The organism is Sphingomonas daechungensis (assembly GCF_039543105.1).
GTDB classification, from domain to species: domain Bacteria; phylum Pseudomonadota; class Alphaproteobacteria; order Sphingomonadales; family Sphingomonadaceae; genus Sphingomicrobium; species Sphingomicrobium daechungense.
Genome location: NZ_BAABJC010000001.1, coordinates 1,487,018 through 1,509,745, shown reverse-complemented (window position 1 = coordinate 1,509,745; position 22,728 = coordinate 1,487,018). Strand labels below are relative to the sequence as shown.

24 protein-coding genes and 1 riboswitch are annotated in these 22,728 nt (G+C 64.1%); of the genes, 15 read left to right on the top strand and 9 right to left on the bottom strand.

Translation table 11 applies throughout. The features are described from left to right. Window positions 1–5: 5 nt before the first annotated feature. Window positions 6–401 carry an MAPEG family protein gene (locus ABD928_RS07885; RefSeq protein WP_187715601.1) on the bottom strand — a complete coding sequence of 132 codons (396 nt, stop codon included), beginning with the start codon at window positions 399–401 and terminating at the stop codon, window positions 6–8. Between the two features lie 313 nt (window positions 402–714). Continuing rightward, a complete protein-coding gene (locus ABD928_RS07880) occupies window positions 715–1,869 on the bottom strand; it encodes a M23 family metallopeptidase (protein WP_345167701.1) in 1,155 nt (384 codons plus the stop codon). Between the two features lie 123 nt (window positions 1,870–1,992). Between ABD928_RS07880 and ABD928_RS07875 the strand changes: the two genes are divergently transcribed. From ABD928_RS07875 to fdxA, 3 genes are read left to right on the top strand one after another with little or no spacing between them, the layout of a single operon-like run. Then, window positions 1,993–4,515: a helicase-related protein gene (locus ABD928_RS07875; protein ID WP_345167698.1), complete on the top strand. Its 2,523-nt coding sequence runs from the start codon at window positions 1,993–1,995 to the stop codon at window positions 4,513–4,515. Then, window positions 4,512–4,763, top strand: coding sequence for an RNA-binding S4 domain-containing protein (locus ABD928_RS07870; RefSeq protein ID WP_187715605.1), 252 nt, complete (start codon window positions 4,512–4,514; stop codon window positions 4,761–4,763). Before ABD928_RS07875 ends, ABD928_RS07870 begins: the two co-directional genes overlap by 4 nt. 55 nt (window positions 4,764–4,818) lie before the next feature. Continuing rightward, complete coding sequence (fdxA, locus tag ABD928_RS07865; protein ID WP_345167695.1) at window positions 4,819–5,157, top strand: ferredoxin FdxA; 339 nt, start codon at window positions 4,819–4,821, stop codon at window positions 5,155–5,157. A 16-nt stretch (window positions 5,158–5,173) separates the two neighbouring features. Here the strand turns inward: fdxA and ABD928_RS07860 are convergent, their stop codons facing one another. From ABD928_RS07860 to cysD, 3 genes are read right to left on the bottom strand one after another with little or no spacing between them, the layout of a single operon-like run. Further along, a complete protein-coding gene (locus ABD928_RS07860) occupies window positions 5,174–5,947 on the bottom strand; it encodes a MipA/OmpV family protein (protein ID WP_345167692.1) in 774 nt (257 codons plus the stop codon). Window positions 5,948–5,999: 52 nt separating this feature from the next. Next, window positions 6,000–7,901 (bottom strand): sulfate adenylyltransferase subunit CysN, encoded by a 1,902-nt coding sequence (gene cysN / locus ABD928_RS07855; protein ID WP_345167690.1) that lies wholly within the window; start codon window positions 7,899–7,901, stop codon window positions 6,000–6,002. Beyond that, window positions 7,898–8,797, bottom strand: coding sequence for a sulfate adenylyltransferase subunit CysD (cysD, locus tag ABD928_RS07850; protein ID WP_345167687.1), 900 nt, complete (start codon window positions 8,795–8,797; stop codon window positions 7,898–7,900). The genes cysN and cysD overlap by 4 nt, the downstream gene beginning before the upstream one ends. 107 nt (window positions 8,798–8,904) lie before the next feature. Here cysD and ABD928_RS07845 point away from each other — a divergent pair, with 107 nt between their 5' ends. From ABD928_RS07845 to ABD928_RS07830, 4 genes are all read left to right on the top strand, one after another. Beyond that, window positions 8,905–9,363 (top strand): EF-hand domain-containing protein, encoded by a 459-nt coding sequence (locus ABD928_RS07845; RefSeq protein ID WP_187715607.1) that lies wholly within the window; start codon window positions 8,905–8,907, stop codon window positions 9,361–9,363. A gap of 35 nt (window positions 9,364–9,398) precedes the next feature. Then, a riboswitch (TPP riboswitch) is annotated at window positions 9,399–9,508 on the top strand. Beyond that, window positions 9,505–11,340, top strand: coding sequence for a phosphomethylpyrimidine synthase ThiC (gene thiC, locus ABD928_RS07840; RefSeq protein WP_345167685.1), 1,836 nt, complete (start codon window positions 9,505–9,507; stop codon window positions 11,338–11,340). Its footprint overlaps the riboswitch before it by 4 nt. Before the next feature lie 45 nt (window positions 11,341–11,385). Further along, entirely contained in the window at window positions 11,386–12,123 is a 738-nt protein-coding gene (locus tag ABD928_RS07835; protein ID WP_345167682.1) for a DUF3800 domain-containing protein, read from the top strand. A gap of 262 nt (window positions 12,124–12,385) precedes the next feature. Continuing rightward, on the top strand, window positions 12,386–13,012 hold the full coding sequence (locus ABD928_RS07830) for a hypothetical protein (protein ID WP_187715608.1): 627 nt from the start codon (window positions 12,386–12,388) through the stop codon (window positions 13,010–13,012). A 105-nt stretch (window positions 13,013–13,117) separates the two neighbouring features. Here ABD928_RS07830 and ABD928_RS07825 read toward each other — a convergent pair whose 3' ends face one another. Further along, complete coding sequence (locus tag ABD928_RS07825; RefSeq protein WP_223276575.1) at window positions 13,118–14,014, bottom strand: OmpA family protein; 897 nt, start codon at window positions 14,012–14,014, stop codon at window positions 13,118–13,120. A 368-nt stretch (window positions 14,015–14,382) separates the two neighbouring features. On the opposite strand from ABD928_RS07825, the gene ABD928_RS07820 reads away from it, so the two are divergent. The 5 genes from ABD928_RS07820 (at window position 14,383) to ABD928_RS07800 (ending at window position 17,697) form a co-directional block, all read left to right on the top strand. Further along, a complete protein-coding gene (locus tag ABD928_RS07820; RefSeq protein ID WP_345167678.1) occupies window positions 14,383–14,670 on the top strand; it encodes a hypothetical protein in 288 nt (95 codons plus the stop codon). A 152-nt stretch (window positions 14,671–14,822) separates the two neighbouring features. Further along, on the top strand, window positions 14,823–15,740 hold the full coding sequence (locus tag ABD928_RS07815; RefSeq protein ID WP_187715609.1) for an alpha/beta fold hydrolase: 918 nt from the start codon (window positions 14,823–14,825) through the stop codon (window positions 15,738–15,740). A gap of 19 nt (window positions 15,741–15,759) precedes the next feature. After that, window positions 15,760–16,632, top strand: coding sequence for an alpha/beta hydrolase (locus ABD928_RS07810; RefSeq protein ID WP_187715610.1), 873 nt, complete (start codon window positions 15,760–15,762; stop codon window positions 16,630–16,632). After that, complete coding sequence (locus ABD928_RS07805) at window positions 16,633–17,091, top strand: hypothetical protein (protein WP_187715611.1); 459 nt, start codon at window positions 16,633–16,635, stop codon at window positions 17,089–17,091. 69 nt (window positions 17,092–17,160) lie between these two features. Continuing rightward, the gene (locus ABD928_RS07800) at window positions 17,161–17,697 is read left to right on the top strand and encodes a carboxymuconolactone decarboxylase family protein (RefSeq protein ID WP_187715612.1); all 537 of its coding nucleotides are present in this window, start codon (window positions 17,161–17,163) and stop codon (window positions 17,695–17,697) included. On the opposite strand, the gene ABD928_RS07795 is transcribed toward ABD928_RS07800, so the two are convergent. Further along, window positions 17,694–18,806 (bottom strand): pyridoxal phosphate-dependent aminotransferase, encoded by a 1,113-nt coding sequence (locus ABD928_RS07795; RefSeq protein WP_345167673.1) that lies wholly within the window; start codon window positions 18,804–18,806, stop codon window positions 17,694–17,696. The two genes, ABD928_RS07800 and ABD928_RS07795, sit on opposite strands and share 4 nt — an antisense overlap. Beyond that, the gene (locus ABD928_RS07790) at window positions 18,803–19,567 is read right to left on the bottom strand and encodes a hypothetical protein (RefSeq protein ID WP_187715613.1); all 765 of its coding nucleotides are present in this window, start codon (window positions 19,565–19,567) and stop codon (window positions 18,803–18,805) included. Before ABD928_RS07790 ends, ABD928_RS07795 begins: the two co-directional genes overlap by 4 nt. Before the next feature lie 202 nt (window positions 19,568–19,769). Between ABD928_RS07790 and ABD928_RS07785 the strand changes: the two genes are divergently transcribed. From ABD928_RS07785 to ABD928_RS07775, 3 genes are all read left to right on the top strand, one after another. Continuing rightward, window positions 19,770–20,813, top strand: coding sequence for a retroviral-like aspartic protease family protein (locus tag ABD928_RS07785; protein ID WP_345167670.1), 1,044 nt, complete (start codon window positions 19,770–19,772; stop codon window positions 20,811–20,813). A gap of 20 nt (window positions 20,814–20,833) precedes the next feature. Further along, a complete protein-coding gene (locus tag ABD928_RS07780) occupies window positions 20,834–21,055 on the top strand; it encodes a hypothetical protein (RefSeq protein ID WP_187715615.1) in 222 nt (73 codons plus the stop codon). A gap of 188 nt (window positions 21,056–21,243) precedes the next feature. After that, window positions 21,244–21,684 (top strand): MerR family transcriptional regulator, encoded by a 441-nt coding sequence (locus ABD928_RS07775; protein ID WP_345167667.1) that lies wholly within the window; start codon window positions 21,244–21,246, stop codon window positions 21,682–21,684. 51 nt (window positions 21,685–21,735) lie between these two features. Here the strand turns inward: ABD928_RS07775 and ABD928_RS07770 are convergent, their stop codons facing one another. Then, on the bottom strand, window positions 21,736–22,677 hold the full coding sequence (locus ABD928_RS07770) for a hypothetical protein (protein WP_345167663.1): 942 nt from the start codon (window positions 22,675–22,677) through the stop codon (window positions 21,736–21,738). Between the last annotated feature and the right edge of the window lie 51 nt (window positions 22,678–22,728).

Here is a 22,728-nt window from a genome sequence, read left to right as displayed (position 1 = left end):
GGCGACTAGCCGAAAAGCAACGGGCTCAGCACCAGGGCAAGGCCGGTCAGGCTGACCGCAAATGCCAGCGTCCGCCACCCCGGCACACCAAAGGCGTAGAGCGGAAGATAGATAAGTCGCGCGCCCAGCCATACCCAGCCGCCGATCGCGGTCCACGCGCTCGTTCGCCCGGCGATCACGACGCCGAGTAGCGCGACCACTGCGATCGGGAAGGTCTCCTGGAAGTTCGCCTGCGCACGGGCCAGTCGTCCGGCGACCGGATTGAGCGGCGGCTGCGCCTCGTCGCGCGCACCCATGTTCCACTTCGTGCCATATTGCCGGGTCTTCAGATGAACTGCGGCGAAGATGTGAACGAGCAGCAATACGGCGCCAAGCGCCGCAATCTTCAGTTCAACAGGCACTGCCATTCCCCCACGGTTTTAACACCACCTAACATATGTAGAGGACGCAGCCGAGACGAGGGTCCAACTTCGCGGCGTGAACGTTGTAGAACTGAAGGTCAGGCTGGACCGGATTCTCGCGGAGGAAAGGCGAAGGAGCGGTCGACTGGGAAATCGTAGAAGACCAGTCGAACAAGTTGCTGGGGGAATTGCCGGCGCCGATCCCCCTTGTGGTCGAGGCGTACCTGCTGGGGTCAAGCCGGCGTCGCGAGGACGGCGTCTTCGCGCATGCCCAGCGCAGCCAGCTGCTGAGCTTTCTGCGCAATACGCCCTCCTAGAGCAGCGCGGGCGCGGACTTCTGCTTGAGCGGGATCGAAACGATTTGCTTGAGCTTCGCCTTGAACGCCGCCAGCTGCGGCCCTTCGAAAACTGGCCTGCTCACCAGCCGGGCGGTGAGCGGGTCGACCGGACGCCCGCCCATCCGGACTTCGAAGTGAAGATGCGGACCGGTGGAAAGGCCTGACGAGCCGACATAGCCGATGACCTGCCCCTGCCGAACCATCGTCCCGGCTTGCGCGACCATGGCGCTCATGTGCGAATAGGTGGTCATCAGGCCGCCTTCGTGGACGATCCGGACCTGACGCCCGTACCCGCCCGTCCAGCCCGCGCCGACGACCTGGCCATCGGCGGCGGCGACGATCGGGCTGCCCCAGGCGGCGCCGAAGTCGATGCCCGCGTGGAAGCGGTTGAAATGCAGGATGGGATGATAGCGATTGCCGAAGCTGGAAGTGATGCGACCGGCGACAGGCGCCATCAGCCCTGCGGAAGCCTGCTGATCGGCAGCACCGTCGAACCAGCCGGTCTGACTGTTGACGATCCACTTCATCATCTGGACATCGCTGTACTGCGCCCGGTCGAGCCCGGCGTAGAGCAACGTGTCCGGCTCGCCATTCTTCCCCGGAATGACGGCAAAATCGAACCGGTCGAACGGAGCGACTTCGCCGACGTCGATCTTGGTCGCGATCGCCTTCAGATAATCCGCGGCAATGGTCGGGCTCGCTCCGGCATTGCGCAGCGACCAATAGAGCCCGCCGGCGACATCGCCGTTGATGCGGCGAATGCCGTTCAGCTCGCCGACCTGGATTCCGACTGGCTTGGGGATCGGCGCCTTGACTGCGCCCGGGTTGGCGAGGTCGCTCAGCTGCGCATTGCGGATCGTGCCCTTGGGCGTTTCGGCGACCTTGCTGGCGATGAAAGTCTCAAAGCCGGGCGCCAGGAAGAAGGCGAGGGCGAACAGTCCGGCGAGGGTCGCGGCGCCGCGGAACCAGCGCCAGCCGATTTCCTCGGAATGAAGGTCGACGACAAGATTGACCGGCTTGCGCTCGGCGCGCCGTCCGAACTCGCGCGTTTCTTCGGCGGACGCTCGCGGGAACACGACGATCTCGGCCGTCTCGGCCGCGCCCTCCCAGGCATCCCGCGCATGAAGCATCTGAAATTTCCTCGCCCTTCCAAGGGCGTGATGCGCAGAACACGGTTAATGACCGTTTAAAATCGCTCCACCCGTCGAAGGAACCTTGCGCTTCTTCGGAGCGCTGCCACATTCGTGTTTGCAATGCGCCGTCCTGACGCTCCGGTCCGGGCCATCCTGGGGCCCACCAACACCGGCAAGACCCACCTCGCCATTGAGCGGATGTGCGCACATTCGTCCGGCGTGATCGGCTTTCCGCTGCGGTTGCTGGCGCGCGAGGTCTACGAGCGGGTCAAGGCGCTCAAGGGTGAGAAGCAGGTCGCGCTGCTGACCGGGGAGGAGCGCATCGTGCCGCCTCAGGCGCGTTACGTGCTCTGCACCGCGGAATCGATGCCGGTCCGCACCGGCCGCGACGATCGGCCGAAGGAAGGGCCGTTTCCTGACCAGTTCGCCTTCGCCGCGATCGACGAGGCCCAGCTCGGCATCGATCCGGAGCGCGGCCACGTGTTCACCGACAGAATGCTCCGCGCGCGCGGGCGCGAGGAGACCTTGATCCTCGGCTCCGACACGCTGAGGCCGATCATCCGTGAACTCCTCCCGGAGGCGGAGATCGTCAGCCGCCCGCGCTTCTCGACCCTTCGCTATGCCGGCAACGTCAAGCTTTCCCGCCTGCCGCCGCGCTCCGCCGTGGTCGCCTTCTCGGCGGAGCAAGTCTACGCGCTCGCTGAAATGCTGCGCCGGTTCAGAGGCGGCGCGGCGGTAGTCATGGGCGCATTGTCGCCAGCAACGCGCAACGCGCAGGTCGCCATGTTCCAGCGCGGCGAGGTCGATTACCTCGTCGCCACCGATGCCATCGGCATGGGCCTCAACATGGACGTCTCGCACGTCGCCTTCGCCGGCCTCGAGAAGTTCGACGGTCGCCGCGACCGTCGACTGACCATCTCGGAGATGGCGCAGATCGCCGGCCGCGCCGGACGTCACCAGCGCGACGGCAGTTTCGGCACGCTCGGCCTCGGCGGCGACGAGGGCGCGACATTCTCGGACGAAGAGATCACCGCGATCGAGGAGCATCGCTTCCGCCCGCTCGACTTCATCTACTGGCGCAATCCCGAGCTCGACTTCACCGACGTCGGCTCGATGATCCGCAGCCTCGAGCTGAAGAGCGACGATCCGCTGCTTCGCCCGGCGCCCGAAGCCATCGACCTTGCCGTCCTCAAGCAGGTTGCGCAGGATCCCGTCGTCGCTGCCAAGAGAGGCGTCGCCGCCCGGCGTCTCTGGGCAGTGTGCGGCCTGCCTGACTTCCGCAAGGTTGGCCCGATGCACCATGCGCGCATGGTCCGCCGCCTGTTCTCCTATGTCGGCGAAGGTGGCCACGTGCCCCACGAATGGTTCGCTGCCGAGGTCGCCCGGCTCGACAACGTCAACGGCGACATCGAGGCGCTCGCCGACCGCCTCGCCGGAGTCCGGAGCTGGGCTTACATCGCTCACCGCGCCGACTGGCTCGCCGATCCGGCCAAATGGGCCGAGCGCACGCGCGAGGTCGAGGCGCGCCTGTCCGACGCATTGCACGAGCGGCTGACCCAGCGCTTCGTCGATCGCCGGACCGCCGTGCTTGTCCGAGACATCGGCGCACGCGGCAGCGACGCCTTGCCGGTCACGGTTGCCGCCGACGGCGAAGTGAGCGTCGGTCCCGAACCGATCGGCCACCTCGCCGGCTTCGACTTCCGTGTCGACCCCTCGGCTCGCCTCGCCGACAAGAGGCTGCTGCTGGCCGCGGCCGAGCGGCGCCTCGGTGACGAGCTCGACCGTCGCGCGAAGTCGCTGGTCGAGGCTCCGGACCAGACTTTCGAACTTGTCATCGAATCCGACGGCCGGCCTGCCGTGGGTTGGCAGGGCAATGTCCTGGCCCGGCTCGCTCCGGGCCGAGCGTTGCTGGAACCCGCGATCCGGACCAGCCGCGCGCTCGACCAGCTCTCTGCCGCCCGCCGTGCCGAGCTTCGCGCACGCCTCGAAACCTGGCTGGAAGCGCAGGTCGAACGAAACCTCCGATCGCTGAAGAAGCTGGGTCTCGCAGCGACCGACCGCTCCAGCTCTGCAGGTGTCCGTGCGCTTGCGGCGATGCTCGGCGATGCCGGCGGCGTCCTTCCCCGCCGCGCGCTGGCAGCCTCGATCGCCATCCTCGAGCACGACGACCGCAAGACGCTTCACAAGCTCGGCATCAGGCTCGGGCCGCTGGACGTCTTTGTTCCGGCGCTGCTCAGGCCTGCATCCCAGCAATGGCGCGCGATCCTCCAGTCGGTGCGTACCAACCAGCCGATGCCGGCGCTTCCGCCGCCTGGCGCATCGACGCTCGATGGTGAGGCGGACGCACGCGGAGCAGCCTTCGCCTACCGTCGCGTTGGCCGGCAGTGGCTTCGCATCGACCTCGCCGACCGCCTCGCCAGCCACGCGCACAAGGTTCGCTCCGCCGGTGGCGACCAGCCCGTCGATTCCGAGCTGGCGACGTCGGTCGGGCTAGACGAGGCATCGGTCGCAAGGCTGATGGACGAAGTCGGCTTCGCCCGGTCGGGCGAGGCCTGGAAATGGCGCGGCCGCCGACCGCCCCGCCGCGAGCAGCGCAGTGCCGGTTCGCACGCATTTGCGGAGCTCGCGAAGCTGAAGACGTGAGGCTCGATCTCTTCCTTCATCGCATCCGGCTGGTGAAGAGCCGCACGCTGGCGCAGGCCCTGATCGAAACCGGCTACGTCCGGGTCGACGGCAAGCGGATCGAGAAGACAAGCCAGCAGATCGAAGTGGGCAGTGTGGTCGCCTTGCCGCTCCAGGGCCAGATCCGTGTCCTCAAGGTTCTCGTCCTTCCGGCCCGCCGCGGCCCGCCGGGCGAGGCGCGGCTCTGTTACGAGGAGGTCGGCGATTGACGAGGCTTTCGCGCGCCCTTAGCGAATTGACCCGAAAGAGGGAGTCCGACCTGCCATGACCTACGTCGTCACCGACGCATGCATCCGCTGCAAATATATGGACTGCGTCGAGGTCTGTCCGGTCGACTGCTTCTACGAGGGCGAGAACATGCTCGTCATCAATCCCAACGAATGCATCGACTGCGGCGTTTGCGAGCCCGAGTGCCCTGCGGAAGCGATTCTCCCGGACACCGAGAGCGGCCTCGAAAAATGGTTGGAGCTCAACTCGACCTATTCCGCCGAATGGCCGAACATCACGCGCAAGAAGGACAGCCCCGCAGACGCCGACGAGCACAAGGGCGAAGAAGGCAAGTTCGACAAATACTTCTCTGCCGATCCCGGCAGCGGCGACTGAGTACGCCCAGCGCCGATCAGCGCTTGATGATGAAGGTGTAGTTCAGGCCGATCCCGCCCGAAAGCTGGTTACGTGAACCGAGATCGCGAATGACCGGCGACTTGGCGGCATCGCCGACCAGGCGCTCGTAGCGTCCATAGCCGAAAATGCCCCACCGCGAGCTTAACTGGTAGGACAGGCTGCTTGTCGCGGCGAGGGCGTAGATTCCGCCGCTGGGTCGATATTGCGGCAGGCCAGACGTCACGCTGTCCGCGGGACTGACACCGAAATAGGCGCGCTGGAATTTCGAGTCCGAGAAGAGCACGCGAGGTCCGATCGCGAAGACGTAGCGGTCGCCATCGCGCGAGACGTAGTCGGCTCCGACCGATCCAAGCAGGCCATCGTGACCGCCAAAGCCCTTTCGCAAGTCCGCGCGAATGCGGAAGGATTCTCCCGCCATATATTGCACGAACCCGCCGCCCTCGAACGTCGTCGGGACCTTCTTGAGCGGCAGATCGAGATCGGAGACGCTCCTCTTTCGCTGCAAATTGACCGCGGGCCCGACCGAGAAGCCATTTTTCGAAAACAGCTTCACGCCGATTGGATCATCGGGCGATCCAAAGCCGAAGGGATTGGTTCCTTTCGCGAAATCGGCGTCGACGATCGGCCGCACTTGGAAGTCCTCAGAGCCGATGAAGACCGGCTGGACCATGGCGCCGAGGCCGACGCGAACGCGATAGTCGTTCTCGTCTTGGGCAAGGGCTGGTGTCGAGAAGGCGAGAAGCGCGGCGCAGGCCAGATAGCGAGTCATGGGGATCGAAACTGCCGGGATCGCAGTTTTGTTTCGGACCGCTATCATGTTTCTAAAGCCTCCCTCGCTTGCGCAATTCGTCGATGATCGTGGTTGCCGCATCGTCCGCACTGATTGCGGTTGTGTCGATTGTAATCTCCGCATCGTCAGGCTCCTCGTAAGGACTGTCGATGCCCGTGAAGTTCTTGATCTCGCCCGCCCGCGCCTTGGCGTAGAGGCCCTTCGGGTCGCGCTGCTCGGCATCGGCCAGCGGGGTATCGACGAACACCTCGATGAACTCGCCTTCGGGCAGCATCTTCCGCACCAGCTCCCGCTCTGCGCGGAACGGCGAAATGAAGGCGGTCATCACGATGAGGCCCGCATCGGTCATCAGCCGGGCGACCTCGCCCACGCGGCGGATATTCTCGATGCGATCGGTGTCGGTGAACCCGAGATCGCGGTTGAGGCCGTGGCGAACGTTATCGCCATCAAGCAGGAATGTGTGGCGGCCAAGCGCAACCAGCTTCTTCTCGACCAGATTGGCAATGGTCGACTTGCCCGACCCGGACAGGCCCGTGAACCACAGCACCGCCGGCTTCTGGCCTTTGAGCGTCGCATGAGTTTCACGGCTGACGTCCAGATGCTGGCGATGGATATTGAGCGAACGCCGGAGCGCGAAGTGCAACATGCCGGCCGCGACAGTCGCGTTGGTCAGCTTGTCGATCAGGATGAAGCCGCCGAGCGCGCGGTTGGGCGAGCCATTCTCGACCGCGTAAGGCTCGAACACGATTTCGCGATCGGTCGCAATCTCGGCCACGCCGATGCCATTGAGTTCCAGCGTCTTGGCCGCGAGATGCTCGAGCGTGTTGACGTTCACTTCGTACTTCGGCTGCTGGACCGTTGCCGTGACCGTCTGCGTGCCGAGCTTCATCCAGTAGCCGCGGCCCGGCAGCATCTCATGCTCGTCCATCCACACGATCGTCGCTTCGAACTGGTCGGCGACCTCCGGCGGATTGTGCCCGGCGGCGATGACGTCGCCGCGCGAGCAATCGACTTCATCGGCGAAGGTGAGGGTGACCGATTGGCCGGCGACTGCTTCGTCGAGGTCGCCGTCTTCGGTCACGATCCGCGCAACTTTGGTCGTCCGCCCGGACGGCAGCACGCGAACGTCCATGCCTCGCGTCACCGCCCCCGATGCGACCTGGCCTGCAAAGCCGCGGAAAGACAGGTCCGGCCGGTTGACCCATTGGACAGGGAAGCGGAACGGTTTCTCCGCATCGGCAGCGACGTCGAGCGGAACGGTGTCGAGATATTCGAGCAGGCTCGGTCCATCGTACCAGGGCATGCGCTGGCTGCGTTCGCCGATATTGTCGCCGCCCAGGCCCGAGACCGGGATTGCGACCCAATCCCTGATCCCGATCTTGTCCGCGAACAGCCGGTAATCGGCGGTGACCGCGTCGAACGCCGCCTGGTCGAAGTCGACCAGGTCCATCTTGGTCACGGCGACGACGAAATGCCGGATGCCGATCAGCTGGGCGAGGTAGGAGTGACGCTTGGTCTGTGTCAGCACCCCCTTGCGCGCATCGACCAGCAGCACGGCTAGGTCGGCGGTCGACGCGCCGGTGACCATGTTCCGCGTGTACTGCTCATGCCCCGGCGTATCGGCGACGATGAACTTGCGCTTCTCGCTGGCGAAGAAGCGGTAGGCGACGTCGATGGTGATGCCTTGTTCGCGCTCCGCCGACAGTCCATCGACCAGCAAAGCAAAGTCGATGCCCTCGCCCTGCGTGCCGTGCTTCTTGCTGTCCGCCTCGAGCGTCGAAAGCTGGTCGTCGAAGATCTGCTTGGTGTCGTAGAGCAGCCGGCCGATCAGCGTCGACTTGCCGTCATCCACGCTGCCGCAGGTGATGAAGCGCAGGAGCTCCTTGCGCTCCTGCTCGGCGAGCCACGACGCGACGTCCACGGGGGCGTTCAAAAGTAGCCCTCCTGCTTCTTCTTCTCCATGCTCGCCGCGCCGGCGTCCCGATCGATCGCCCGCCCCTGTCGCTCAGACGTCGTCGTCACCAGCATTTCCGCGACAATCTCCTCGACCGTGCACGCAGCGCTCTCCACCGCTCCGGTCAGCGGATAGCAGCCCAATGTCCGGAACCGCACTCGCCGCATCTGCGGCTGCTCGCCGTTCAGAGGGATGCGCTCGTCATCGACCATCAGCAGCAGGCCGTCGCGCTCCACCACCGGCCGCTCGTCGGCGAAGTAGAGCGGCACGATCTCGATATTCTCGCGCAGGATGTATTGCCAGACGTCGAGCTCGGTCCAGTTGGAGATCGGAAAAACGCGGACGCCTTCGCCCTTGTTCTTGCGCATGTTGTACAGCGACCAGAGCTCCGGCCGCTGCCGCTTCGGGTCCCAGCGGTGGTTCCTGTCGCGGAAGCTGAAGATGCGCTCCTTCGCCCGGCTCTTCTCCTCGTCGCGCCGCGCCCCGCCGAACGCCGCGTCGAACCCGTACTGGTCGAGAGCCTGCTTCAGCCCTTCGGTCTTCCACATGTCGGTGTGCGCCGGCCCATGCTCGAACGGGTTGATACCCAGCCGCTCGGCTTCCGGATTTTTGTAGACGATCAACCTCACTGCCGGATCGGCCCCGACCTTGTCGCGCAGTTCGTACATCGCGCGGAACTTCCACGTCGTATCGACATGCAGCAGCGGGAAGGGCAGCGGCCCTGGGAAGAACGCCTTCTTCGCCAGGTGTAGCATGACCGCTGAATCCTTGCCGATCGAATAGAGCATCACCGGGCGATCGGCCTCGGCGACCGTTTCGCGCATGATGTGGATGCTCTCGGCCTCCAGCCGATCGAGATGGGTCAGCGCACGCATTGGACGCGTGATGCCGCGACACGATAGAATAGGGAAGTGGGCGATTCACGCCTCCGCAATCCCGCGGCGGGTATGTGGGATGCCATTCCACGCTCACAGGAGGCGTCGTGTTCAGAGTCTTGACCCTTGCGCTTGGCCTTTCGGCCGCGGCCGTTTCGTCCGCCCAGGCGCCCCAGCCGACCACCCGCGCCGACCTGCAGAAGAAGATCGACCAGAACTTCGACGTCGGTGACAAGAACAATGACGGCTTCCTCAGCCGCGCCGAAATCCAGGGCGTCGCCGGCAAGGCGGCCGAGCCGATCGTCGCGAAGATGGAGCAGGAATTCGCGCAGATGGACCGCGACAAGAATGGCCAGGTCAGCCTCGCCGAGTTCAAGGCGGCGGCGATGGCCAAGCTTGCCGGCAACGCCCAGGCGACGCTCGACAAGTTCGACCGCAACAAGGACGGCAAGGTCAGCCAGTCCGAGTTCCGCGCACCCTTCATGGCCAATTTCGACCGCGCCGATCTCAACAAGGATGGCCTCGTTTCGGCGGACGAAGCGCGCAAGGCGACGGGCGGCAAGTAAGCGGCTGGCGCGCCGCCTTTCACGCGCCTAAGGACACGACTTCCCTGGGGGAGCGGTGATCGCCGCTTGAGAGGCCAGCACGAGCTGGCGACCCATCGAACCTGATCCGGCTGACACCGGCGTAGGGAGAAGGAGAGTCCAATGGCCGACGTCCCGGCACGCACCGAGCTTAAAGTCACCACCGGCGCCATTCGCGGCAGCCGCAAGATTCACGTCGGCAACCTCGGCGTCGCCATGCGCGCCGTCGACCTCGAACCCTCGTCCGGCGAGCCGCCCGTCACGCTCTACGACACCAGCGGCCCCTATTCGGACCCGAAGGCCCGCATCGACATCATGGCCGGCCTGCCCGAGCTCCGCCGCGACTGGATCCGCGCCCGCGGCGACGTCGAGGAAGTCGCCCAGCGCGAGGTCCGCCCCGAGGACAACGGTCAGCTCGGCCCCGACCGCAGCGGCGGCGTCCAGCCTTTCCCCAACGTCCGCAAGCGCGTCCTCCGCGCCCGTCCCGGCGCCAACGTCACGCAGATGCACTATGCGAAGCGCGGCATCGTTACGCCCGAGATGGAATATGTCGCCATCCGCGAAAACCTCGGCCGCGAGGCTGCGCTAAACGCCCCACGCGACGGCGAAGACTTCGGCGCTGCAATCCCCGACTTCGTCACCCCTGAGTTCGTCCGCGACGAGATCGCCCGCGGCCGCGCCATCATCCCCAACAATATCAACCACCCTGAAAGCGAGCCGATGGCGATCGGTCGCAACTTCCTGGTCAAGATCAACGCCAACATCGGCAACAGCGCCGTCGCCTCCGACGTCGCGTCGGAAGTCGACAAGATGGTGTGGGCGATCCGCTGGGGCGCGGACACGGTTATGGACCTGTCGACCGGCCGCAACATCCACGACACGCGCGAATGGATCATCCGCAACGCGCCCGTACCGATCGGCACCGTCCCCATCTACCAGGCGCTGGAGAAGGTCGGCGGCATCGCCGAGGATCTGACGTGGGAGGTCTACCGCGACACGCTCATCGAGCAGGCCGAGCAGGGCGTCGACTATTTCACCATCCACGCCGGCGTCCGCCTGCCCTACGTGCCGCTGACCGCAAAGCGCGTCACCGGCATCGTCAGCCGCGGCGGATCGATCATGGCGAAATGGTGCCTCTCCCATCACAAGGAGAGCTTCCTCTACGAACGCTTCGACGAGATCTGCGAGATCATGAAGGCCTACGACATCGCCTTCTCGCTGGGCGACGGCCTTCGCCCCGGAAGCATCGCCGACGCCAATGACGAAGCGCAGTTCGCGGAGCTCTACACGCTCGGCGAGCTGACGAAGACCGCGTGGGAGCACGACTGCCAGGTGATGATCGAGGGCCCGGGCCACGTGCCGATGCACAAGATCAAGGAGAACATGGACAAGCAGCTGGAAAGCTGCGGCGAGGCGCCCTTCTACACTTTGGGGCCGCTGACCACCGACGTTGCGCCGGGGTACGACCACATCACCAGCGCGATCGGCGCGGCGATGATCGGCTGGTTCGGAACGGCGATGCTTTGCTACGTCACGCCGAAGGAGCATCTCGGCCTTCCCGACCGCGACGACGTGAAGGTCGGCGTCGTCACCTACAAGCTCGCCGCCCACGCCGCGGACCTGGCGAAGGGCCACCCGGCGGCGAAGGCGCACGACGACGCACTGTCACGCGCCCGCTTCGAGTTCCGCTGGCGCGACCAGTTCAACCTGTCGCTCGATCCGGAAACGGCGGAGCAGTACCACGACCAGACGCTCCCCGCCGAAGGCGCCAAGACCGCCCACTTCTGCTCGATGTGCGGCCCCAAGTTCTGCTCGATGAAGATCACTCAGGAGGTGCGGGACTTCGCTCGGATGCAGGAGCAGAAGGCGGCATCAGCGGACGCGGACGAAGGCATGGCCGAGATGAGCAAGCGCTTCCACGAAGGGGGCGGCGAGCTCTACGTGCCGGCAGCGGAGTAGCTGGAATCCTTGTCGGGGGAGCATGTCTGTGCTCTCCTTCCAACTATGGAATTCGTTCCGCCAAGTAAGCGGTATCGCCTGTTCTTCGACGAAACAGGAAATGGCGACCTCGCTGCAGCCGAGAAGGCTCCTAATGAGCGATATCTCAGTCTCACCGGTCTTGTGATCAGGCAAGACCGCCACGACAACTACGTCACCAGGCGCTTGAACTTTCTCAAGGAATCAATCTTCGGAGATACGAGAGCCAAGCCATTGGTTCTGCATCGTCGGGAAATCGTACGGCGGGAGAACAATTTCGCAATTTTACGAAATGAAAGGATTGCTCGTGAATTCGACGCGCGACTAGCTGCTTTGGTAGCCGAGGGGGTTACTTGCGCGTTCACGGCGTCAATCGACAAGCTTGAACACAAACGGAAGTATGTTGTCTGGCAGTATAGCCCTTATCATTACGTAATGGAGTGCCTCGTTGAGCGCTTCGTAAAGTGGCTAACCAAGAATGGCCATGTAGGTGACGTAATCGGCGAAGCGCGTAACCCAACACACGACAAGCATTTAAGGCGAGCCTACAGGCGACTTTATCAACGCGGTAATGCCTTCCACACTCCCGAACAAATCCAGTCCCGTCTAACGACTGGCGAACTCAAGCTTGCGCCAAAAGATGCGGACATTGCTGGATTGCAATTAGCGGACGTCTTGGCTCACCCAGCACATCGCGCATTGAAGATTTCCCAACTGAGGAGCAACCGCCGCAAGATTTTGGTACCTTGCTGTCCGATATTCTGATGAGGAGTATTTACGACCGAGACGGCAAGGGGCGCGTACCTGGTTATGGCACGAAGTGGTTGCCGTAAAAGTAGTGCGGGGGCCTGAAGCCCCCGCGCGATCGCGTTTCACGATCTCCCTTCGACCTTAGCCGAATTGGCTCAACACATAGACTTTTCTGGGTCAATCGTCAAGATTCTCAGCGGGATTCCAATGACTTATTGGGTTAACCATCTAACCCATTGAAAGAATCCAACATTTTGCAGTCAGTAAAGGCTATTGGGTGACAGCACTACAGAATTGGCAGCCAGCAATCGGTTCTTTCCTAGCGCTGATTGCCATCTTCATCGCGGCTTCCGTTGGCTTCTGGTTCAACCGGAAACGCGACGCAGACCTGCGTAAGGATGAGGCCAAATCAATAGCTGCGGCACTCTATGCTGAAGCGGTCACCCTTCAGCGAGTTACGGCGCGCATGGCCAACTTGGTGGCTAGGCGTCATCAGGGGAAGGGTCTCGGCCGTCGCCGTGACGGGTTCGATGCTCATTTTTTCGAGCTAGTTCCAATGCCGCCAGCGTCCATCTTTGCTGGCCTTTCCGCTCAGATCGGCAAGCTTCCCGCAAGCATACTGCTTGGAATGGCTGAATTTCACTCAACCTACGAGGAGGCAAGGTATTGGCTTCCGCGGCTCGAGGACAAAGAGGAGAGAGGCTTTTCGTACAGCGTCTTGGCCGTGCTGCGTCCGGCTTTGACAGCAGTCGAAGGAGTGCAGTCAACGTTGGCCGAAATAGAGGCCTTCGCAGGCATTTCACCCGCATCCAAATTGCCTGATCTCAGAGAGGCGAAAGACGTCTTCCAATGGGAAGAAGAGTGGTGGACCGAGGCTCGGCAACAAGATGGCGAGGGTTCATGAGAGAAATCGAAGGCATCGCCTGCGTTAGAGGAATGGAAGCGCTGACCGGGCAGGCGATGGGCATCCTTCGAAATCGGGGGTGGGCCGAAGCCCACCCCACAGGGTTCAGCCGCCCTCGCGTTCCTCGACGGCCTTGCTGACGAGGATGTTCACCGCGACGCGGCGGTTCTGCGCCTTGCCTTCGGCGGTATTGTTGTCCGCCGCCGGGTCCGCCTCGGCCATGCCGGTCGGCGTCAGCATGCGATAGGGCGCCCAGCCGCAATGCTGCTGCAGATAGTTGACGACCTTGCCGGCGCGCCGCTCGCTGAGGACCTGGTTATAGTCCTCGCTTCCGACCGCGTCGGTGTAGCCGACGACGAGCAGCAGCGCGTTGTCCATGCCCTTGGCTTGCGACGCGGCCGCGCACAGCTGCTGTTCCTCGTCACGCGACAGCGCCCACTTGCCGGTGTCGAAGTAGATGTTGGTCGTGCCCTTGACGTTATACTGGTCGATATCGCCGAAGCGCCCGCGCAGCGCCTCGGTCGCCGCCGCATTCTGGGCAATGGCCGTATCGTGCTCGCCGAAGCGCTGGGCGGTCCCGTTGCGGATCATCGAGGCAGTCGCGAGGTTCTTGTTGCTGAGCCTCACCTGGCTCGCCACCAGGCCGCCGTTCCATTGCACGGTCTTGACCGTGACCGGCAGCCCGTTGAGCAGCGAGTCCGCGCCAAGCTTGCTCTTGTCGAGGCCCAGGAAGCCCCCGCTGGACTTGATGTCGGTGACCTCGGCGACAAGGACCGGCGTGCGGTTGCCGTCGGCCCCGGTGACCTGCATCAGCGCGCCCTTGCGCGCGGAAATGATGCCCTGGACGTCGGGTCCCTTGGGCAGGCCGGCCAGATCGGTCGGCATCTGGCCCGTCACGGTAATCGCATTCGGATCCTGCACTTGCGCGGCAAGGCCGCTCCACGCCGGCACCGCCACCGCGGCTAGCAACAACGGAACTGTCGATCGTTTGAAAATATTCACTTGAATTCGCTCCTTCGAATGGACCGGATGGACGGGTTCGGGAGCCCTGTCCGGCCATGGCGCGTCGGGCGGTCAGAACGACATTCAACGCACTCAACAGATTGTGGAATGCAGCCCCGCGCGAACGCTCCGGACGGCCGACTGTTCAGCTTAACCTTGCTGCCAGATGAACGAAATCGCACCCTGTTTAGGGACCGTTAAGTTAAGGGCTGATCCGGCCTATCGGAGGGGCGGGCCGTTGCGGCGCAGCGTCAGCTCGGCTCGCAATTCGCTGTCCTACATGACGCTTTTTGTGCTTCATCCTGCGCTTGCCGATGGGAACGAAGCGCGGTCAGGGCCGCTTAGCCTCGCGAAGCCGAAGGAACGCCATGAGCTACCGCAATCAGACTGCCGATTGGTCCCGCCTCATGTTCGACGCGTCTCGCCTGTGGGCGGAGGCCGGGGCGGTGATGACACTGCGCTACTGGCGGGTGATGGCCGGCGGGGCCGCCGCCGCCCACGAGCTCGAGCGAATGGTGACGGAAAAGGTCGAAGCCGGGGCCGAGCTGACCCGGGCGCTCGCCGGTGGCAGCGTGCGAAGTCCGGAGGCCGCGACGCGCAAGGCGCTTTCCGTTTATGGCCGGCATGTTCGTGGAAATCGCTGCCGGCTCCGCTGACAGAAGTGCACCGTTAGTGCGAACATTGGGACCATTCGCGGCCCAGGCACATATCTCCTGTCGTTAATTTGGGTTAAGCGATTGCCTGACCGGTCGCGCGTTCGAGTCGCGTAGGGGTTCGCGCCGGACTCCCTCCTTCAGGTGGAGTGCCCATGTCGTTGCGCCTCGCGTTCTTCGCGTTTTCCCTCGCCCTCGCCGTTCCCGCCAGTTCTGCCGTCCCGCCCTATCCCGCGAGCTTCCACACGCAGGAGATCACGACCAACGGCGCGACCATCCATGTCCGCGTCGGCGGCAAGGGACCGGCGGTTGTTCTCCTTCACGGCTATGGCGAAACCGGCGACATGTGGTCTCCGCTCGCTGCCGAGCTGGTCCGCGACCACATGGTCATCGTCCCCGACCTGCGCGGCCTCGGCCTGTCGTCGAAACCCGCCGGCGGCTTCGACAAGAAGACGCAGGGCGAAGACGTCGCCGTCGTCCTCGACAAGCTGGGCGTCGGTCAGGCCGATGTCGTCACTCATGACATCGGCAACATGGTTGGCTTCGCCTTCGCGATGGAGCATCCGGACCGCGTCCGCCGCTTCGTCCTGATCGATGCTCCGGTCCCCGGCGTCGGTCCGTGGGAGGAGATCCTCAAGAACCCGTTGCTCTGGCATTTCCGCTTCGGCGGGCCGGACATGGAGCGCCTGGTCGCTGGCCGAGAGCGCATCTACCTCGACCGCTTCTGGAACGACTTCTCCGCCGACCCGAAACATTTCGACGAGGCGAGCCGCGAACATTATGCGAAGCTCTACGCCTTGCCCGGTGCGATGCATTCCGGCTTCGAGCAGTTCCACGCCTTCGACCAGGATGCGATCGACAACCGCGCCTGGCTCGCCAGCAAGGGCAAGCTCACCATGCCGGTGCTCGCTCTCGGCGGCGAGAAGAGCTTCGGCGACCAGATGGCGGTGGTGATGCGCGCGGGAGCGACGAACGTCACCGGCGGCATCGTGCCCGGCTCGGGCCATTGGATCATGGAGGAAAATCCGGCCGCGACCGTGCAATTGGTTCGCGCCTTTCTCGACAAGCCGTGAACCGTTTGAGGAGACAAGGATGAGCACGCTTTCCGAACAATGGCTGGACGGCACCGCCGGCCGCATCTTCACCCGCCACTGGGAACCCGACGGAGAGGTCCGCGCAAACCTCGTCATCTGCCATGGCGTCAACTCGCACGGCGGCCAGTACATCCGCGCCGCCGAGGAGTTCGCTTCGCGCGGCATTGCCGTCACCGCGCTCGACCTGCGCGGCCGCGGCAAGTCGGACGGCGAGCGCTTCTATGCGGAGAGCGTTGACGACTATGTTTCCGACCTCAGCCTGGCGGTCGAGCTGGGCCGTTCGAAGCATCCCGACTTGCCCGTCTATTTGCTCGGCCACAGCGCGGGCGGCGTGACGTCGGTTAGCTACTCGCTCGACTACCAGGACCGCATCGCCGGCCTGATCTGCGAGAGCTTTGCCTTTCGGGTGTTCGCCCCGGATTTTGCGTTGAAGCTGCTCGAAGGCGCCAGCCACGTCGCGCCGCACGCCCATGTGCTGAGGCTGAAGATGGAAGACTTCTCGCGCGATCCGAACTGGGTGGCGCGGCTGAACGCCGACCCGCTCACGCTCGACGAGGTGCAGCCGGTGGCAACCGTCGCGGCTCTCGCCCGCGCCGGCGAGCGGTTCGAGCGCGAGTTCGGCCGGATCACACTGCCGGTCCTGATCCTCCACGGGACCGCGGACCATGCAACTCGCCCCGACGGCAGCGAGCAATTCTTCCGCGAGGCCGGCTCGAGCGACAAGACGCTCAAGCTCTACGACGGCCACTACCACGACCTCCTCAACGACCTCGGCCGCGAGAAGGTACTGGACGACATCGTCGCCTGGATCGACGCACGCCTGACGGCAGAAGTGGACCTGCCGATGGCGGGACCTGTCATCGCAAGCTGAGTGTACGGAACCGACGGGAATCTCATCGATTCCCCCTTCATGACCCGCATCATCTTTCGCGATCTCGCCCCAGTATCCGAGGTTGAGCGCCAGCTCGCTCTTCACGCTCGCGACCGACTGCTTGACGATGCTGTCGAGGAACTGCCGCACCTTATCGACGAGGCATCGCTGGCCCTGTTCGGGATCACGCAGCGCGACACGTTCTACTGGGCGCTGCCGGATCCAATTCGCGCCCGCTACAGCCGGGCCGAGTGGGAGGATCAGTTCGACGTCCTCGGCCACTACTCGCGCGATCCCAATGCCCAGTGGGCCGCGTTCGATCTCGACCTTCGGTGCGAGGAAGGCGGGCGGCTGTACTGCCTTGAGGTGTTCGGTCGGCAACTCGTTTGCGCGATCCGCGGCCTCCATCCGCAAGCGGTGATTGCGTTCGCTGAGGGAAAGAGGGCGGAAGCGGCCTAGCGCCGAAGTTTGCGCCGAGGCCGCGCCGCACTTAGGATTCATGCCCCGAGACGCTGCAGGGGCAAGATTATGCGAGTCGCCTTCGACGATCAGGCCGGGCCGATGCCCAATCTTGCCGAGCGCTACGCGCCCGAGTTGCTCGGCGCCGCTGGCGCTTTCTCTGTCGCCACTTACAGGCATTCGATCCTGCCGATGCGTGTGTTCGAGGCGGCGCGGATCGCCATTGCCGCGATCAACGGCTGCACAGTCTGCAAGGCCTTCCGCACCGGTGGGCACAGTTTCCTCCTCGGCATCGGCGAGGGCGAGGGCGTGCGCGGTAGCCGGCCCGACGAAGCCTTCTACGCCGCGGTGCTTGCCGGCGATCTCGATGGTCTCGATGAGCAGGAGCGGCTGGCCGCCGAGTACGCGCGCGCCATGAGTCTCGATCCCCAAGGCTTGGCGGACGACGAGACGATGTGGTCTCAGATGAAGGCTGTGTTCAGCGACGAGGAAATCGTCGACCTCACCTATTGCTGCGCAGGCTGGATCGGCTTCGGCCGGGCAACCCACGTCCTCGGCGTCGACGCGGCCTGTTCTCTTCCGGAACCCGCGGCGGCGACCGCCTAGCCGCGAAGTGCGGCCGAAATCCCGGCGAGTCCGCTATCCAGCTCCTGAGCTGTCGGCCAGGCATAGCCGAGCCGGAAATAGGTGTCGGGCATTTCGAACCAGTGGCCTGGACCGACATAGGTGCCGTGCTCCTGGAGCAGCCGTCGGTAGAATGCGTCGGTTCCGCCCGGCGGCTCCGCAGTCATCCTCGGGAAGCAGACGACGCCGCCCGTCGGCTTCACCCATTCCAGCAGGTCCTCCCCCTCGAGCCATTCGGCGATGCGGTCGAGGCGGCGGCGCCATTCGGCGAGCGTGCGAGTGAGAAAGGCGCGCTTCTGGCGGAGGATGCCCTCCGCAACCCATTCGTTGATCACGCTGCCGCAGATGCTGATCTGCTCCTTCGCGGCCAGGAATAGTTCCTGGAGCGCGGGGTCGGAATTGATGATCCAGCCGACCCGGATGCCCGGTGCGCCGAAGGCCTTGGATAGGGATGACACGCTGATGACGTGGCTGCCGAGGCTGGCGGCGATCGGGAGCGGTGTCGCCAGCGACAGGTCGCGGTAGGTCTCATCGACCAATAGCAAGACTCCGTGCCTGGCGGTGATCTCGACAATCCGCCGAAGCTCCGCCTCGGCGATGCTGGTGCCGGTCGGATTGTGCGGGCAGGTGATGCTGACGAGCTTGGTCGATGGCGTGATCGCCTGTTCGATCCGGTCGGGATCGAGTGCGAATCCATCCTCGAAGGCGAGGTCGATCAGCGCGATGCCGCAGCCGATGGCTCGCGGGGTCTCTAGGTTCGTCGCATAATTGGGACGCACAACGACCAGGTGATCGTCCTTTCCCAATACGGCCGTCGCAACGATGAAGAGGGCCCCTGCCGCGCCGCCGCAGATGAGGACATCATTGATGCCCAGCGACGGGTCGACCGACGCGATCAGCTCGCGCAGTCCGGGACTTCCGCGATGTTCGCCGTAGAGCAAAGTGAGGTCGGGTATCTCCAGCCCGAAGCTGGCCAGCGATTGGTCGGCGATCGAGCTTTCCGACAGGTTGAAGCGGATGTTGCCGTAGCCGTACTCTTCCGGGGATTCGACCTCGATCGGCATCCGGCTGTAGCGCATGGCCGGACTCATGAACCTTCGAGCGCTTCCCGCCGCATCTCCGCTTCATTGGTGAATTCGGATTCGGTTTCCTCGCCATCGACGACCGGCGCGCGAACGCATTCACCGTAGATGCCGCGCGCCTTATCGAGAAGTTCCGCCATCTCGCTTTCCGGCAAGGGCATGCCGTTCTTCTTCAGCCGAACGAGCACCAGCTTCGATTTTGAGGCGAGCTTTGCGTTCACCCGGCGAAGAGACGCGGCCGTGCGCTGAAACTGGTGCAGATCTTCCCTCGACAAGTCGCCCGAGATCGGAAGGCCCTCCTGCAATTCGGTGACCAGTTCGCTTTCGAGCTGGCTCCACTGGGTCATGATGGGGAAAAGGCGATAGGGCTCCGACCAGTCGACCAGCCGGGCGGGGTCCATGTGGCTCGCGACGTCGGAAGCGAGCAGCGCCTTCCAGGCTTCGGTGTCCCAGGTTCTGAAGGGCGGGGCGTAGGCATGAGCGAGCTTGCGGAGCTCGGGTGCCGAAGCCGTTTCCGCAGACTCGTGAATTCTCGAGATACTGCTGTCGAGGCATTTGGCGATCGCAACTCGGACGAACGCTTGCGGGCCATTGTCCGCGAGCAGCTCCAGCTTCATCTCCTCTTCGGCGTTCGTGACCTTCTCGCGCCAGCGATAGCCGTCGACGAGACTTTCGCCGATGAGCGCGATGCTGACGCCCAGCACGATGACCAGGATCTCGCGCGGGAGTTCCTTTATGCTTTGGATCGCCTTCGGCGGATGGAAATCCATCAACGTCCCCTGCCTACGAGAACAGATGCGAAGCATGCTGCGACAGCTCGTGCTCCACATCAACCGTAACGATACGCGGCGCGTTCGCATCGCAATTTCGGTCGTACGTCGAGTTTGCGTGGCACGCGCCGGAAGTAAGGCATACCCTCAAGTTCGTTTGAGGGGAGACGAATTGCTTGCGTACCGCCTCGCTATGATCGCCATGGCGTTTGCCGTCCCGACGGCAACGGCGCGGGAGGTCACATCGGCGGAGCCGGCCAAGGTCGGCAAGCCGCGCCCGGTTCCTGCGGACGTCGCGCCGAACGTGCTTCCGTTGCCGCCTGCGAAGTACGATCCGACGCTGGCCATCGAGGGGCAGGATCTCAAGGCGCGCAAAACGGAGACGCGGCTTAGCGTGCAGGTCTTCGTGAACAGCCGGGGTCCCTACAATTTCATCGTCGACAGCGGAGCAGATACTTCGGTGGTTGGGCTGCGCATCGCCAACAATCTTCAACTTCCACTCGGCGAACCGGCCATCCTCAACGCCATGACGTCGCGCAATATCGTCGACCGGGTGAAGGTGGAGCAGCTCACGCTTGGAACGACGACCTTCAACAATCTGCTGCTACCGGCGCTCGCCGAGAGCGACCTTGGCGGCGATGGAATGATCGGCATCGATGCTCTGAACGAGCAGCGGCTGATGATGGACTTCGAAAAGAAGATGATCAAGGTCGAGGACGCGCGGATTCCGTGGAAGCGAATCCCCGGCGAAATCGTCGTCGTCGCGCGAAGGCAGCGCGGCCAGCTGATCCTGACCCAAGTCCGCGCGGCCGGCCTTCCGCTCGATGCCGTGATCGACACCGGGTCCGAAATCACGATCGGCAACCTCGCGCTGCGCGACAAGCTGATCAAGCGCAACCGTGGAAAGTTCGTCACTGTTCCAGTGACCGGCGTCACCGGGGAGGTCGCCAAGCTTCAGATCGCGAAGATCGCGGAGCTTCGGCTCGGGCCGGTCGTGCTCCACGACGTCCCGATGGCCTTTGCCGACGTTCCGCCGTTCAAGGTGTTCGGGCTGCAGAATCAGCCGGCGCTTCTGCTCGGAACGGACCTGCTGGAATCGTTTCGACGCATTTCGCTCGACTTTCGTGCCCGAAAGGTCCGCTTCCAGCTCAGGAAATGCACCAGCCAGGGCATCATGATCCGAACATCGCCAGACAGCTTCACCCGCATCTCATCGACTGGCGGCGCCGATGTCTGTGGGCGATAGTTACAGTTGAGGGGGGCGACATGAAGAAGTCGACGCGGGCATTGGTGGGGCTAGTCGTAATCGATGCCGTGATCATTCTCGGCGCGGCATGGATGATCTGGCAGACCAAATCCGGCGCCTGGCGTGCTCCTGACGAAGCTGCGGCCATATCCGCAATTACGACGACGGCCGGCGGAGCGATCGGCATCGTGACCGTGCTGCTGCTCATGGCGTCGTGGATGCACCGCAAGCGGGGCAATTAGAAACTCCGAGGCTGCTGCCTGACACGAAAATGAAACGAGATTGGGGCCGCACCTCCTGACCGGCGCGGCCCCTACTGCCTTAGCAGTTGCAGGTCTTGCAGGTGCAGGGGCTGCAATGACATCCGCTCTTCTGGTCAGCTACCGCCTTGTCGTTGGTCTTTTTCATCGAGATTCTCCTCTTGCCCGTCATGGGGCTCATCACATATGGCATCCGTACCATGGTACGGAATCAAGCGAATAATTCGGACACGATCGGCGGGCTTGCGAAAGCGGCCGGAGTGGGCGTCGAAACGGTGCGCTATTATCAGCGCCGCGGGTTGCTGGCGGAGCCGCCAAAGCCGCACGGGGAGATCCGCCGCTACAGCGATGAAGACGTCAGGCGGCTTCAGTTCATCCGTTCGGCTCAGGCGGCGGGCTTCACTCTTGCGGAAATTGCCGAGCTGCTCGAGCTTAGTGAATCGGACGACAGGACCCGGATTCGCGCGCTGGCGACGGCCCGCGTGGCGGCGCTGGATGCGAAGATCGCCGAACTAAGCGATGCGCGGACAGCGCTGTCGGGTCTCGCAACCGCCTGCCAGAACAAGCGCGGCGGAGCTTGCCCGATCCTCTCGGCGTTCGACCGCGCATAACGAAAGGGCGCCGCCTTCCGGCGACGCCCTCTCCTGCTTTCCCCACTCTGGTTAGAACTGAGGCTCTGGTTGCTTCTGGTGGCTCGGGGCGCCGCTGAACATGAAGTTCTTGGACTGCGGCGCTTCCGCCCGAGGCAGCGTGGCCGGCCCAGCCGGAACGTTTCCGTTCAGCCGTTCGCGCCGATCCAGCTCACCTGCGATTTTCAGGCGCTTGCGGAGCGATAGCGAAGGGTTCTCGGGCGTCGGGCCCGCATAGGCGGCCTGAACGTGACGGCCAAACTTCGAGGTGTCGAAATCGTCCGACACTTCGGTGGTCGCGATGACCGGCGCCGCTTTGGGCTCAACAATGGGCGGATCCCAAACAGGCTCCGGCTCCTGCGCAACGTCGGCCTCCACCGCGCGCTCCTCGGTCCAGCTCTGCTCGAACTCTTCCTCGTCTTCACGGCGCTTGCGACGACGAACCGCCATCCCTGCGCCGGCAAGAGCCAGGATCACTGCACCGGCGCCGCCGGCGAGCGGGACGGCTTCGTCCAGGTTCGGCTTGTCGGCCGCTGTCGCATCGGCGACCTGAGCGCTCGGTTCGGCGACCGGCTCGGGCGCCGGAGCGGCGGGAACTGGAGCAGCCGCAATCTCGGCGGGCTCATCGACAGCGGTCACCGCCGGCGTCCTGACCGACGAGACCCTCGTCGAGGGCGCTGGCTTGGGCGCCGACTTCTTCGCTACCGTCTTCGCCGGAGCCGCTTCGGTAGGTTCAGCGGTCGAGGCCGCAGACTCGGTGTCGCTCGTGGTCACCTCAGGCTCCGCCGCCGGAGCGAGTGGATCCACAGTCGTCACCGGCTCGGTTGTCGTCGGGGCCGTCGTCGTGACCGTCGGCGTTTCGATGACTGGCGCCTCGGTGGCCGGAGCCTCCTGCGCAGCCACTTGGGTTGCAGAAAGGGCAAGGACCGCGGCAATCGCGGTGGTGCCCAGGCGATACGTCTTGCGTGTACTCATCATGCCAGACCAACCCGCAGTCCGGCTGTTTCGACGAACCGTTTCCGATGA

Excerpts from the sequence above, each read along its gene's own strand:
- ABD928_RS07780 (WP_187715615.1), top strand. The coding sequence starts at position 20,834 with ATGAAGAAGTCGACGCGGGCATTGGTGGGGCTAGTCGTAATCGATGCC.
- fdxA (WP_345167695.1), top strand. The coding sequence starts at position 4,819 with ATGACCTACGTCGTCACCGACGCATGCATCCGCTGCAAATATATGGAC.
- ABD928_RS07875 (WP_345167698.1), top strand. The coding sequence starts at position 1,993 with ATGCGCCGTCCTGACGCTCCGGTCCGGGCCATCCTGGGGCCCACCAAC.
- ABD928_RS07810 (WP_187715610.1), top strand. The coding sequence starts at position 15,760 with ATGAGCACGCTTTCCGAACAATGGCTGGACGGCACCGCCGGCCGCATC.
- ABD928_RS07860 (WP_345167692.1), bottom strand. The coding sequence starts at position 5,947 with ATGACTCGCTATCTGGCCTGCGCCGCGCTTCTCGCCTTCTCGACACCA.
- ABD928_RS07785 (WP_345167670.1), top strand. The coding sequence starts at position 19,770 with ATGGCGTTTGCCGTCCCGACGGCAACGGCGCGGGAGGTCACATCGGCG.
- ABD928_RS07795 (WP_345167673.1), bottom strand. The coding sequence starts at position 18,806 with ATGAGTCCGGCCATGCGCTACAGCCGGATGCCGATCGAGGTCGAATCC.
- ABD928_RS07770 (WP_345167663.1), bottom strand. The coding sequence starts at position 22,677 with ATGAGTACACGCAAGACGTATCGCCTGGGCACCACCGCGATTGCCGCG.
- ABD928_RS07815 (WP_187715609.1), top strand. The coding sequence starts at position 14,823 with ATGTCGTTGCGCCTCGCGTTCTTCGCGTTTTCCCTCGCCCTCGCCGTT.
- thiC (WP_345167685.1), top strand. The coding sequence starts at position 9,505 with ATGGCCGACGTCCCGGCACGCACCGAGCTTAAAGTCACCACCGGCGCC.
- ABD928_RS07880 (WP_345167701.1), bottom strand. The coding sequence starts at position 1,869 with ATGCTTCATGCGCGGGATGCCTGGGAGGGCGCGGCCGAGACGGCCGAG.
- ABD928_RS07800 (WP_187715612.1), top strand. The coding sequence starts at position 17,161 with ATGCGAGTCGCCTTCGACGATCAGGCCGGGCCGATGCCCAATCTTGCC.
- ABD928_RS07820 (WP_345167678.1), top strand. The coding sequence starts at position 14,383 with ATGAGCTACCGCAATCAGACTGCCGATTGGTCCCGCCTCATGTTCGAC.
- ABD928_RS07790 (WP_187715613.1), bottom strand. The coding sequence starts at position 19,567 with ATGGATTTCCATCCGCCGAAGGCGATCCAAAGCATAAAGGAACTCCCG.
- cysD (WP_345167687.1), bottom strand. The coding sequence starts at position 8,797 with ATGCGTGCGCTGACCCATCTCGATCGGCTGGAGGCCGAGAGCATCCAC.
- ABD928_RS07775 (WP_345167667.1), top strand. The coding sequence starts at position 21,244 with ATGGGGCTCATCACATATGGCATCCGTACCATGGTACGGAATCAAGCG.
- ABD928_RS07835 (WP_345167682.1), top strand. The coding sequence starts at position 11,386 with ATGGAATTCGTTCCGCCAAGTAAGCGGTATCGCCTGTTCTTCGACGAA.